This is a genomic window from Serratia sp. TSA_7, assembly GCF_052692135.1.
Map to the genome: position 1 here is coordinate 25,688 of NZ_JBQZFU010000001.1, position 11,510 is coordinate 37,197.

The window sequence follows — 11,510 nt, forward strand, 5'->3', positions numbered from 1 at the left end:
GCTACTTAGCCGATAACCTTGCGACCGCGGTAGAAACCGTCGGCAGTGATGTGGTGACGACGATGAGTTTCACCAGAAGTCGCATCAACAGACAATGTGGTGGTGGTCAGAGCATCGTGTGAACGACGCATGCCACGCTTGGAACGGGTTGGTTTATTTTGTTGTACGGCCATGGACCTTACTCCTTAATTACTTACGCTTTAAACTGGCTAATACGGCAAATGGATTCGGTTTCTCCGCCTCTGGAGGCAGTTTGCCAAATACCATGTCCGCTTCGGACACTTCACAGTGTTCAGATTCATGTAACGGGACGACAGGCAGTGAAAGAATAATTTCGTCTTCAATCATTGCCAACAGATCGACTTCGCCAAACTCATCGACTTCGATCGGTTCGTACGCTCCCGGTAATGCCTCAGCCTGCTCATCATTGACGACCGGGCTAAAACAATATGTTGTGTGGATATGACGCTCGAACGGGACACCACAGCGTTGGCACATCAGGGTTACCTGAACGTCCGAATGCCCTGTTATCACCGCGAGGCGTTGGTTATCAATATCGAACGATAACGAAACCTCAACATCACTGTCCACACTGACCACGGAGTCGGCAACACGTGTAACCTGCTCAGGCGCATAGGAACCAACATAGTCCAGGCGTTTCTGAGCGGTACGTACCGCATCAATGGTCAAGGGTAATTTTACCTTTTGCATAGGGCGCGCATATTAACTTTGTAACGACGTAGAGTCAAAGAAAAAGGCCGTAAAACGGTACCTTTCACCATTATTCGCTTCCTCAGCGGCGGACAGTTTAAAATGCCCACTCTATTTACGCTACGGTTTGCGAAAAAAATTATGCAAAGACTTCTCCTTGCCTCCACCTCGACCTACCGCAAGATGCTACTGGAAAAGCTGCACTTGCCCTTCCTTTGCGCGGCGCCGCAGGTGGATGAAACCCCGCTGGCGGGGGAAAGCGCCGAGGCGCTGGTGCTGCGATTGGCCACAGCGAAAGCCCAGGCGCTGGCTGCCGCCTACCCCGAACATCTGATTATCGGCTCCGATCAAGTCTGCGTGATCGAAGGAAAAATCACCGGAAAACCGCACACGGAAGAAAACGCCTGCGCTCAATTGCGCCAGGCCAGCGGCCAGAAAGTCACCTTTTATACCGGGCTGGCGTTGTATAACAGCCGCAGCAGGCATCTGCAGGTACTGTGCGAACCCTTTCACGTACATTTCCGCACGCTGAGCGAGGCTGAAATTAGCGCTTACGTGCGACTTGAGCAACCACTCAACTGCGCGGGCAGCTTTAAAAGTGAAGGATTGGGGATTGCGCTGTTCGATAAGCTGGAGGGGCGGGATCCCAATACGTTGATCGGCATGCCGTTGATCGCCCTGCTGGAAATGCTGCGGGCTGAAGGCATCAACCCGCTGGCATAAGATAAAAGGGCTGCGTTATTTGCCCTGAGACTGCTTGCGCAACACCTGCAGGCAGTGACGCAGCTCTTCATCCATCGGCGCTTCGATGCGCATCGTTTCGCCGGTACCCGGATGTTCGAAACGCAAAGCAGCCGCGTGCAAGAACAGACGCTTGAGCCCGGTGCCCGCCAGTTGGCGATCGAACTCGCGATCGCCATAACGATCGTCAAAGGCTATCGGATGCCCGGCATGCAAGGTGTGCACACGGATCTGATGGGTGCGCCCGGTGATCGGGCTGGCTTTGACCAGCGTTGCGTGCTCAAAGCGCTCTTCCACCTTGAAGCGTGTTTCCGAAGGTTTGCCTTCGCTGTTGACGCGAACAATACGCTCACCGCTCTGCAAAATGTTTTTCAGCAGTGGCGCCTGCACCGCTTTGCAATGTGATTGCCACTGGCCGCGCACCAGCGCCAGGTAATCTTTCTGCATCCCCTTCAAGCGCAGTTGCTCATGCAGCGAACGTAGCGCAGAGCGTTTTTTCGCCACCAACAGCACGCCTGAGGTATCGCGATCAAGGCGGTGAACCAGTTCCAGGAAGCGGGCTTCCGGGCGAAGCGCACGCAGGCCTTCGATCACGCCAAAGCTCAGGCCGCTGCCGCCATGTACTGCCGTGCCTGATGGCTTGTTCAGCAGCAGCAGGTGATCGTCTTCATACAAGATGCAATCTGCCAGCGCGGCCACTTTATCCAGTTTGGCGGAGACTGGCGCTTCTTCACGCTCGGCAACGCGCACCGGCGGAATACGCACCACGTCGCCGGCGGCCAGTTTATATTCTGCCTTGATGCGTCCTTTATTAACCCGCACCTCGCCTTTACGCACGATGCGGTAAATCATGCTCTTCGGCACGCCTTTCAGGCGGGCAAGCAAAAAGTTGTCGATTCTCTGACCGGCTTCGTCGTCAGAAATCGTGATTAATTGTACTGCAGGAATGTTCGTTTTCATGGAGCGGGATTCTAAATAGAGCGAGTAAATAGCGCCACTTCTTTTTCTGTGCTTAACTGTCTCTCTGACTGCAGACGAAACCCCAGCGAACAATAAGGCAGCAAGCCGGTTTGAACGTTTGCGATTTCTTCCGCAGTTAAGGAAAAGTCACCTTGCTATAACGGCATCAGCAGTGGAATAATGCGTTTACTTTCCACGTTGATTCTCGTTAAACAGGGAAAACGGTGGGATTATAAAATTTGTCTGATGGCGCAAAAACGCAGCAATGGCGTAAGACGTAATGCGAAATCAAACAATTAGCGGGCTGCGGGTTGCAGCTTGGCCGGCAAACGGAATCAGATCTGTCGACGTAAATCAGAGGCTATTCCCCTAGTAAAAGTGCTGTTTTTCACAAAGAAATACAGGCTTACCGAGATAATGCGCCCCTATGCAGGCGACAACCGTGAGGTTGACGACTTTGCGAGAAGACACGGGGTTTTCGGTTTTAACCCGGCCATGAGGTTATTTTGCCCGCAGCTTTGTCGATAATGTAAAAATAACGAGTAAGTTAAGATGAAAAGAATGTTGATTAACGCAACTCAGCAGGAAGAGTTGCGTGTTGCCCTTGTAGATGGACAGCGGCTGTATGATTTGGACATTGAAAGCCCAGGTCATGAACAGAAAAAAGCGAATATTTACAAAGGCAAAATCACTCGTATTGAACCAAGTCTTGAAGCAGCGTTCGTTGATTACGGCGCAGAACGACATGGTTTCCTCCCTCTTAAAGAAATCGCCCGCGAATACTTCCCAAGTAACTACTCTTCTCATGGTCGCCCGAACATCAAAGATGTGCTGCGCGAAGGCCAGGAAGTTATCGTTCAGGTTGACAAAGAAGAACGTGGTAACAAAGGCGCAGCCTTGACCACCTTCATCAGTCTGGCCGGCAGTTATCTGGTGCTGATGCCGAACAACCCGCGTGCCGGTGGCATTTCCCGCCGCATCGAGGGTGACGACCGTACCGAACTGAAAGAAGCGCTTTCCTCCCTGCAATTGCCGGATGGCATGGGTCTGATTGTTCGTACCGCGGGCGTTGGCAAATCTGCCGATGCGCTGCAGTGGGACCTGTCTTTCCGTCTGAAGCATTGGGAAGCCATCAAGAAAGCCGCCGAAGGCCGCCCTGCTCCGTTCCTGATCCATCAGGAAAGCAACGTGATCGTGCGCGCATTCCGTGACTATCTGCGCCCGGACATCGGCGAAATCCTGATCGATAACCCTAAAGTTCTCGATTTGGCAAAAGAGCACATCGCTGCTCTGGGCCGCCCGGATTTCAGCAGCAAAATCAAACTGTACAGCGGTGAAATCCCTCTGTTCAGCCATTACCAAATCGAGTCTCAGATCGAATCCGCCTTCCAGCGTGAAGTTCGCTTGCCTTCCGGCGGCTCGATCGTCATCGACACTACCGAAGCCTTGACCGCCATCGACATCAACTCCGCGCGAGCAACCCGCGGTGGCGATATCGAAGAAACTGCGTTCAACACCAACCTGGAAGCGGCGGACGAAATCGCTCGCCAACTGCGCTTGCGTGACCTTGGCGGCCTGATCGTTATCGACTTCATCGATATGACCCCAGTGCGCCACCAGCGCGAAGTAGAAAACCGCCTGCGTGACGCAGTGCGTCAGGACCGTGCGCGTATCCAGATCGGCCGCATTTCCCGCTTTGGCCTGCTTGAGATGTCGCGTCAGCGCCTCAGCCCGTCACTGGGTGAATCCAGTCATCACGTCTGCCCTCGCTGTAACGGCACCGGCACCATCCGTGATAACGAATCGCTGGCACTTTCCATTCTGCGCCTGATCGAAGAAGAAGCGCTGAAGGAAAATACCAAAGAAGTTCACGCTATCGTGCCGGTTCAGGTCGCTTCTTACCTGCTGAACGAAAAACGTGAGTCGGTGAGCGCAATCGAAAAACGTCAGGGTGGCGTGAAAGCGATCATCGTGCCGAACGATCAGATGCAAACCCCGCACTACTCCGTGCTGCGTGTGCGCAAAGGCGAAGAAACACCAACCCTGAGCTACCTGCTGCCGAAATTGCACGAAGAAGAGATGGCCCAGCCACTGGAAGATGCGCCGATGGAGCGCAAACGTCCGGAACAACCGGCTCTGGCTTCGTTCTCTCTGGCGGCTGACGCCCCACCGCCTGCCGAAGAACCTGTGGCGGCACAGTCCGCTGCTGCCGCTGCCGTGGCAAAACCAAGCGCCCCAACCGCTGCAAAACCAGGTCTGTTGGGCCGCCTGTTCGGTGGCTTGAAAGCGCTGTTCGCCAGTGAAGAACAACCGGTTGTTGAAGCCAAACCTGCCGTTGAAGCACCTAAGGCCGAAGGCAACGGTGAAAACCGCCGCCAGGATCGCCGTGGTCAACGCCGTCAGGGTTCTGGCCGTAAAGAACGTGGTGAACGCGGAGAACGTGGTGAGCGTAGCGATCGTCCTGAACGTGGCGAACGCAAGGAACGCGGCGAAGGCCGTGACAATCGCGAGCGCGATAACCGTGAACCACGTGAAAATCGTGAGCCGCGCGACAATCGCAGTGAAGGCCGTGAAACGCGTGAAGTGCGCGATGAACAACGCCGTAACAACCGCCGCAATGCACCGCAGGTTGCCGCACCGGTTGCCGAGGCACCACAGTCTGAAGAAGCCGCCAAGGCACAGCGTGAAGAGCAGCAACAACGCCGTGACCAGCGTGCCGAACGCCAGCGCCGTCGTCAGGAAGAGAAGCGCCAGGCTCAGCAGGAAGTGGCTGCACTGGAAAGTGTAGACACCAGCACCAACGTTATCAGCGATGAAGATCTGGAAGAACGCCAGCAGCAAAACATGCAGCGTCGCCAGCGTCGTCCTCTGTCGCAGAAAGTTCGCGTATTGTCCGCGGAAGAAGAACTGCATCGCGCAGCGGAAGAGCTGCTGGCCCCTAAAGCGCCAGTGGCGAAAACCCAGGACGTGAAACCGGCTCTGGAAGAAGACAGCGTTAAATTGCTGCCAGAAACCCTTGAGACACCGGCTGAAGATGACGTTCAGGGCGACAACCGCAACGGTGAAAATGGCATGCCACGCCGTTCACGCCGCTCGCCACGCCATCTGCGCGTGAGCGGTCAGCGCCGTCGCCGTTACCGTGATGAGCGTTATCCTGCCCAGTCGCCAATGCCGTTGGCTGGGGCTTTCGCCTCTCCGGAAATGGCTTCTGGCAAGGTATGGGTAAGTTACCCTGTAACACAAACAGCACAAGTGATTGAAGAAGCTGAAGTTCAGACTGATGCTACCGAAATCGCTGCCGACAACGTGATGGCACAACAAGCTGTCGACGTAGCCGCTCCGGTTATCGCTGAAGCTGCCGCACAAACCCTCGCACCGGTAGAAACCGCTGAGGTTGTCATTGCAGAAGAAGCCCAGCCGGAAGTTGAAACTGTTGCGCCGGTCATTACGGCTCAATTGGAGGAAACGGCTGCGGTACCGCAGGCTGAGACGCCAGTAGTTGAAGAAGCTACCGTGGTTAAAGAAGCTACCGTGGTTGAAGAGACTACCGTGGTTGAAGAAGCTACGAACGTCGAAGCAACCCCGGTGGTTGAAGCCGCGGCTGTTGCTGAAGAAACTGCCGTTGTTGTTGAGCCTGTCGCAGCGCCAGCGCCGATCATCGTTGAGGCCGCACCTGTTCAGGAAGCTGCTGCTCCGGTCGTTGTTGTTGAAAAACCGCCGGTTGTTCAGCAGCCAGCGCCTGTGCAGGGGACACTCTATAAACATATCGCCACAGCGCCAATGACCAAGGCCCCAGCACCGGCTTACGAGCCGGAAGAGCAGAAAGGCAGCGATTGGCAACGCCCTTCCTTCAATTTCGAAGGTAAAGGCTCGGCGGGGGGTCATGCTGCGGTGAATCAAGCCACAGCGCCGGCAACCAAACCGCAGCCGGTTAACGAATAAGTTAATCTGCTCCGATAAAAAAACCCGCCAAATGGCGGGTTTTTTCTTGCCAAAAAATCGGTTCAGGCAATTTTTTTCAATTGTTTGATATCCAGCAAATCCAGCTTGCCGTCGAGCTGGCTGACAAATTGTTTAAAGTGCTCGGTGGCGTTGTGTTTTTCCAGCGCTTCTGCGCTTGCCCAGCGTTCGAAGAACACGAAGGTGCCAGGCTGTTCCAGATCGCGGTGCAGATCATACTGCAGATTGCCCAGCTCCTGACGGCTTGGCTCTATAATTTCATGCACAGCATCGCTGACGGCAGACACAAATTCAGGTTTCGCCTGCAGGGTGGCAATAACTCGTACTTCCATTTCTTTCTCCCATTCCACATGATGAACGTTGATAACCCAGCAGTTATGACACGGGGATCGTTAAAATCCCTGTCACTATGCGCCCGAAAGCCAATTGATTTCAACTTGCCGTGAACAAACAGATGCATCAAAGACGCTTTCCGCTTATCCTTACACCCCGGCGTGAATAACCCCCATTATTCGCTTTTATATAGACGTGTTTCTGACCGCCGGAGCCTTGCAACATGACCGCACAACCTCAAGCCCTGAAAATCCGCCGCCCTGACGACTGGCACATCCATCTGCGTGATGACGACATGCTGAAAACGGTTCTGCCCTATACCAGTCAGGTATTTGGCCGGGCGATTGTCATGCCGAATCTGGCTCCGCCAATCACTACCGTAGAGGCTGCACGGGCCTATCGTGACCGCATTCTGGCCGCAGTTCCTCAGGATCACGATTTCACCCCATTGATGACCTGCTACCTGACCAACTCGCTGGCCGCCGCCGAATTGGTCAACGGCTTTGAGCAAGGCGTGTTCACCGCCGCCAAGTTGTATCCTGCCAACGCCACCACCAACTCCAGCCACGGTGTCAGCGATGTGAAAGGCATCTACCCGCTGTTTGAACAAATGCAGAAAATCGGTATGCCGCTGCTGATCCACGGTGAAGTGACCGACGCAGCCGTAGATATCTTCGATCGCGAGGCGCGTTTTATTGAACAGGTTATGGAGCCAATCCGCCGGCAGTTCCCGGAGTTGAAAATCGTCTTCGAGCACATCACGACCAAAGAAGCGGCTCAATATGTGCAGGAAGGCAATCGTTTCCTTGGCGCCACTATCACGCCGCAGCACCTGATGTTTAACCGCAATCATATGCTGGTTGGTGGCATCCGCCCGCACCTGTTCTGCCTGCCGATCCTGAAACGCAACATTCATCAGGATGCGCTGCGCAAAGCAGTCGCCAGCGGTTCCGAGCGCTTCTTCCTCGGCACCGACTCGGCGCCGCATGCCAAGCACCGCAAAGAGTCAAGCTGTGGCTGTGCCGGCGTATTTAACGCCCCGAATGCCATCCCGGCCTATGCCAGCGTATTCGAACAACTGGGCGCGCTGGAGCATCTGGAGGCCTTCTGCTCGCTGAACGGCCCACGTTTTTATGGCCTGCCGGTCAATGCCGACTTTATCGAACTGCAACGTGTGCCGACAACGCAACCGGAAGAGATAGCCATGGGTAACGAAACGGTTGTGCCATTCCTGGCCGGGGAGACCCTGAGCTGGTCCGTGAAGGCGTAAAATCTTTTTTAACGCAACCTCTTGCTCCCGCACGAACTTAACTGTATAAATAACCAGTAAATCGCTTCGGGGGCAATCATGCGTGTTGAAGTCACTATAGATAAAACCAGACCGCTACCGCCAGGGGCAATTGAAGCCCTGACCGGCGAGCTGGGCAAGCGGGTAAATCGTCAATTTCCAGATGCCGTAGTTCAGGTTCGTTATGCCGGTGCCAACGGGCTTTCTGTGCTTGGCGGCCTAAAAACGGATAAAGACCTAATCGCTGAAATCCTCCAGGAAACCTGGGAAAGCGCAGACGAGTGGTTCAGCGCAGAATAACACTGCAATGCTGTTTTTGCCGGGGGGTCGCTCCCCGGCTTTTTTGCCTTTGAAACCGCACTCACCTCCCTCCTTCAATTTATGCTGGAAGAAATGCCTTATCTGGTCTGTACTGAATGTTTTTAACAGGAGGTGTTTGACATGGTCCCGGACAAGATAAAATCTGAAGAAACGATGACCTTTGGCGAGCTGCTGGCGCTGATTGGCGATCAAAAACGGCGCTTGAACGTATTGGAAGTTGCGTTCTCCTATCTGGCTTTTGGTCTGGATGACAAAGCCAATCAATTGCTGATCCACAGCCTGAAACTGGAAGCGCAAAATCAGAATCGCGATGCCGAAACGCAGCAGCATTTCGCGCATCTGGCCGCCGAACTTGAGAAACGGTTACACAGCGCCCCTCCTGATGCAGAATGATTGCCGCATGCCCGTCACGCAGGCCTCCTTGGCCAGCCAGTAGAATAATTATATTTATTTTGCAAAAAAGGATGGAAAAGCTCCACCGCAGAAACCATATGCGTATACTGTAATTGCTCACATGATGATGAGCCGCATTGATCCTCGTTAGTCACTCACGTTAGTTACTACTCAATAAGGGGTCTTTATGGACAGAAATGATGAAGTAATTCAGACACACCCGCTTGTTGGTTGGGATATTAGTACTGTCGACGTTTATGACGCCATGATGATACGCCTTCATTACCTGTCTTCACTAGACCAGACGCCAGAAGAAGCCCAAGTAGACAGAACGCTTTGGTTAACTACAGATGTCGCACGCCAATTAATCAATATTTTAGAAGCCGGCATTGCCAAGATTGAAGCAACGGATTACCAGGACCTTGATCGTAAAAAACACTAATTTACTGCCCCAAAAAGCCTAAGGCGCCAGCGATTATCTCTGGCGCCTTTTTCTTTGCCGGCACGACAGCGCAACGGGTGCATTGCTGCGCCCAACCTTTTATCATAGCCCGATAAGAAACGTATATCAGAGAGGTTACGGCACGTGGAATATGACTTAATTGTTGTGGGCAGCGGTTCGGTAGGCGCAGCGGCGGGTTACTATGCTACGAGATCCGGCTTGAAAGTATTAATGATCGACAGCGCGATGCCCCCACACCGTAACGGCAGCCACCACGGCGATACACGAATCATCCGCCATGCCTATGGCGAAGGTGAAAAGTATGTGCCACTGATTCTGCGTGCCCAGGCCCTGTGGAACGCACTGATTCAGCAAACCGGCGAAGAACTGTTTCAGGCCTGCGGAGTACTGAACCTCGGGCCGCAGCATTCTGAATTCATCAGCAATGCCCAACGCAGCGCGCAAAAATTCCGCCTCAACACGCAAAACCTCAGTACGGAACAGATTAACCAGCGTTGGCCCGAATTCAACGCGCCTGAGGGCTACATTGGCGTGTTTGAACCCGATGCCGGGTTCCTGCGCTCGGAACAGGCCGTCGCCTGCCTGATCAAACTGGCTAATGAAGCCGGTTGCAGCCAACTGTTCAATTGCCCCGTCAGCGCAGTGGAGCCTATTGATGGCGGTGTCGAAGTCGTCACCTCTGAAGGCCGCTTCCGGGGCCGAAAAGCGGTGGTTACCGCCGGCACCTGGGTAAAAGCGCTGCTGCCGCAGTTACCTATCGCACCGCTGCGGAAAGTATTTTCATGGCATCAGGCGGATGGCCGTTACAGCATCAACAACCGTTTCCCGGCTTTTACCGTTGAGGCTCAGGACGGCAACCATTATTACGGTTTTCCCGCCGATAACGACGGGCTGAAAGTGGGTAAGCATGACGGCGGCCAGGAGATGGATGCACCTGAGCAACGCAAACCTTTCGGCAGTTTCGCCAGTGATGGCACTGAAGTCTTCCAATTTCTGCGCCAATTTTTACCGGGTGTAGGGGTATGTTTACATGGGGAAGCATGCAGTTACGATATGAGTCCGGATGAAGATTTTATTATCGACACCGTCCCGGGATGCGATCGACTGATGGTCATCAGCGGTCTGAGCGGCCATGGTTTCAAGTTTGCCAGCGTGTTGGGCGAGATCGCCGCCCTGTTTGCCGAAGACAAAAACCCGCCGGTAGACATCTCCCCCTTTGCGCTAAAACGTTTTAATTAACCTTTTCCCATTCACTAACCGCACCCGCTAACCCGCGCGGGCTGCGGTTTCCCCCTCGGTTACAATTCACCACGTCTATAACTCATTAAAAAATCATATAAAAAATCTGGCAACGGAAATTTCTGACACAAGTATCCGGATTTCCGAATTGATCCTCTATGGTGTAAGTCTTATTTTACAGCTGATATGCCCAAGTAATTTTTCGATCAACAAGGACGTCACCATGAAACTGCTTGTCGTGGACGAATGCTGCTTCACCCGAGTCGGAATCGACAACTATTTTTCTGACCATGTTTTCGTTCAGACCACCTGTTGCCACAGCATTGAACAGGCGATGCCGCTACTGAGCAGTTACCAGCCGAGCCACATCCTGGTAAACCTGACCAAGCATTGCCGCTATAACGACGATGATACCCAACTGCAGGCTTTTATTGAGGCCAGCCCCTCGGCGCTGCTGTTTATTTATCTGGACACGCCTTATCCCTACAGCGAAACGCCGATGCGCATCACTGATAACGCCTTCCTGTTCAACAAAAGTATTTTGCCCGTTACCCTGCGCATGCTGAGGGAAAAGCCTGTTGCACTGATGGATGCTGGCGTTGAACATTCCCTGTTCAGCCCGCAAGAACTGACGGTGATGAAACACTGGATGGCGGAAATGCCGAATTACCGTATCGCGAAAAAGCTGCAAATCAGCTCACACACGGTTTATGTTCACAAACGCCATATCACGGAAAAAATCAACGCCCGCAACCGGTTGGAGTTTTACTCTCTCTATAACGTACTGCGTTATTTCTACCCGCCAAGTGCGCCGACCGCCCCGATGTCGCTGTCCCTGCTGGCCGTATAACTTGTTCAAAGAGGTGAAACTCACCTCTGATCCCACACTTTGCCCTTTCACAGTATTAACGTTGGCTACAAAAATACTATAATCAGCGGTCCTAACCTTTTGGCTGCTTAGAATGCTAAACAAAATACTGTCGGCGATCGTCAACAATGTACGCGAACATCTGGTGCTGTACCTCTGTCTGTGGCTACTGGTGCTAGCGCTTGATGTCTATTTCTTCTTTATGACCTGAATGACCTGACTCAAGGCGCTAC

13 protein-coding genes are annotated in these 11,510 nt (G+C 53.4%); 9 read left to right on the forward strand and 4 right to left on the reverse strand.

Annotated elements, in window-relative coordinates; translation table 11 throughout:
• Positions 1 to 5: 5 nt before the first annotated feature.
• Positions 6 to 173, reverse strand: a complete 168-nt coding sequence (gene rpmF, locus ACUTQW_RS00150) for a 50S ribosomal protein L32 (protein WP_004943042.1) — start codon at positions 171 to 173, stop codon at positions 6 to 8.
• A 16-nt stretch (positions 174 to 189) separates the two neighbouring features.
• A complete protein-coding gene (gene yceD / locus ACUTQW_RS00155; protein ID WP_004943040.1) occupies positions 190 to 711 on the reverse strand; it encodes a 23S rRNA accumulation protein YceD in 522 nt (173 codons plus the stop codon).
• A gap of 141 nt (positions 712 to 852) precedes the next feature.
• Between yceD and ACUTQW_RS00160 the strand changes: the two genes are divergently transcribed.
• Positions 853 to 1,434 (forward strand): Maf family protein, encoded by a 582-nt coding sequence (locus ACUTQW_RS00160; protein WP_144080236.1) that lies wholly within the window; start codon positions 853 to 855, stop codon positions 1,432 to 1,434.
• Between the two features lie 15 nt (positions 1,435 to 1,449).
• Here ACUTQW_RS00160 and rluC read toward each other — a convergent pair whose 3' ends face one another.
• Positions 1,450 to 2,412, reverse strand: coding sequence for a 23S rRNA pseudouridine(955/2504/2580) synthase RluC (gene rluC / locus ACUTQW_RS00165; protein ID WP_004943036.1), 963 nt, complete (start codon positions 2,410 to 2,412; stop codon positions 1,450 to 1,452).
• Positions 2,413 to 2,964: 552 nt separating this feature from the next.
• Between rluC and rne the strand changes: the two genes are divergently transcribed.
• On the forward strand, positions 2,965 to 6,354 hold the full coding sequence (gene rne / locus ACUTQW_RS00170) for a ribonuclease E (protein WP_020438839.1): 3,390 nt from the start codon (positions 2,965 to 2,967) through the stop codon (positions 6,352 to 6,354).
• 62 nt (positions 6,355 to 6,416) lie between these two features.
• On the opposite strand, the gene ACUTQW_RS00175 is transcribed toward rne, so the two are convergent.
• The gene (locus tag ACUTQW_RS00175) at positions 6,417 to 6,704 is read right to left on the reverse strand and encodes a putative quinol monooxygenase (protein ID WP_004943033.1); all 288 of its coding nucleotides are present in this window, start codon (positions 6,702 to 6,704) and stop codon (positions 6,417 to 6,419) included.
• A gap of 224 nt (positions 6,705 to 6,928) precedes the next feature.
• Here ACUTQW_RS00175 and pyrC point away from each other — a divergent pair, with 224 nt between their 5' ends.
• The 7 genes from pyrC to ACUTQW_RS00210 all read left to right on the forward strand — a co-directional run bounded on the left by pyrC (position 6,929) and on the right by ACUTQW_RS00210 (position 11,488).
• The gene (gene pyrC, locus ACUTQW_RS00180) at positions 6,929 to 7,975 is read left to right on the forward strand and encodes a dihydroorotase (protein WP_020438838.1); all 1,047 of its coding nucleotides are present in this window, start codon (positions 6,929 to 6,931) and stop codon (positions 7,973 to 7,975) included.
• 78 nt (positions 7,976 to 8,053) lie between these two features.
• A complete protein-coding gene (dinI, locus tag ACUTQW_RS00185; protein ID WP_004943028.1) occupies positions 8,054 to 8,293 on the forward strand; it encodes a DNA damage-inducible protein I in 240 nt (79 codons plus the stop codon).
• 141 nt (positions 8,294 to 8,434) lie between these two features.
• The gene (locus ACUTQW_RS00190) at positions 8,435 to 8,707 is read left to right on the forward strand and encodes a hypothetical protein (protein ID WP_006324659.1); all 273 of its coding nucleotides are present in this window, start codon (positions 8,435 to 8,437) and stop codon (positions 8,705 to 8,707) included.
• Between the two features lie 187 nt (positions 8,708 to 8,894).
• Positions 8,895 to 9,149 carry a biofilm formation regulator BssS gene (gene bssS / locus ACUTQW_RS00195; protein WP_004943025.1) on the forward strand — a complete coding sequence of 85 codons (255 nt, stop codon included), beginning with the start codon at positions 8,895 to 8,897 and terminating at the stop codon, positions 9,147 to 9,149.
• Between the two features lie 144 nt (positions 9,150 to 9,293).
• Positions 9,294 to 10,409, forward strand: a complete 1,116-nt coding sequence (gene solA / locus ACUTQW_RS00200; RefSeq protein WP_020438837.1) for an N-methyl-L-tryptophan oxidase — start codon at positions 9,294 to 9,296, stop codon at positions 10,407 to 10,409.
• A gap of 223 nt (positions 10,410 to 10,632) precedes the next feature.
• Positions 10,633 to 11,259, forward strand: a complete 627-nt coding sequence (locus ACUTQW_RS00205) for a LuxR C-terminal-related transcriptional regulator (RefSeq protein ID WP_006324656.1) — start codon at positions 10,633 to 10,635, stop codon at positions 11,257 to 11,259.
• A gap of 112 nt (positions 11,260 to 11,371) precedes the next feature.
• Complete coding sequence (locus ACUTQW_RS00210) at positions 11,372 to 11,488, forward strand: DUF2770 family protein (RefSeq protein WP_006324655.1); 117 nt, start codon at positions 11,372 to 11,374, stop codon at positions 11,486 to 11,488.
• The last annotated feature ends 22 nt before the right edge of the window (positions 11,489 to 11,510 follow it).

Bases quoted from the DNA above. Each gene is read 5' to 3' on its own strand.
- dinI (WP_004943028.1), top strand. From the start codon at position 8,054: ATGCGTGTTGAAGTCACTATAGATAAAACCAGACCGCTACCGCCAGGG.
- rpmF (WP_004943042.1), bottom strand. From the start codon at position 173: ATGGCCGTACAACAAAATAAACCAACCCGTTCCAAGCGTGGCATGCGT.
- ACUTQW_RS00175 (WP_004943033.1), bottom strand. From the start codon at position 6,704: ATGGAAGTACGAGTTATTGCCACCCTGCAGGCGAAACCTGAATTTGTG.
- ACUTQW_RS00205 (WP_006324656.1), top strand. From the start codon at position 10,633: ATGAAACTGCTTGTCGTGGACGAATGCTGCTTCACCCGAGTCGGAATC.
- rluC (WP_004943036.1), bottom strand. From the start codon at position 2,412: ATGAAAACGAACATTCCTGCAGTACAATTAATCACGATTTCTGACGAC.
- rne (WP_020438839.1), top strand. From the start codon at position 2,965: ATGAAAAGAATGTTGATTAACGCAACTCAGCAGGAAGAGTTGCGTGTT.
- ACUTQW_RS00210 (WP_006324655.1), top strand. From the start codon at position 11,372: ATGCTAAACAAAATACTGTCGGCGATCGTCAACAATGTACGCGAACAT.
- yceD (WP_004943040.1), bottom strand. From the start codon at position 711: ATGCAAAAGGTAAAATTACCCTTGACCATTGATGCGGTACGTACCGCT.
- bssS (WP_004943025.1), top strand. From the start codon at position 8,895: ATGGACAGAAATGATGAAGTAATTCAGACACACCCGCTTGTTGGTTGG.
- pyrC (WP_020438838.1), top strand. From the start codon at position 6,929: ATGACCGCACAACCTCAAGCCCTGAAAATCCGCCGCCCTGACGACTGG.
- ACUTQW_RS00190 (WP_006324659.1), top strand. From the start codon at position 8,435: ATGGTCCCGGACAAGATAAAATCTGAAGAAACGATGACCTTTGGCGAG.
- ACUTQW_RS00160 (WP_144080236.1), top strand. From the start codon at position 853: ATGCAAAGACTTCTCCTTGCCTCCACCTCGACCTACCGCAAGATGCTA.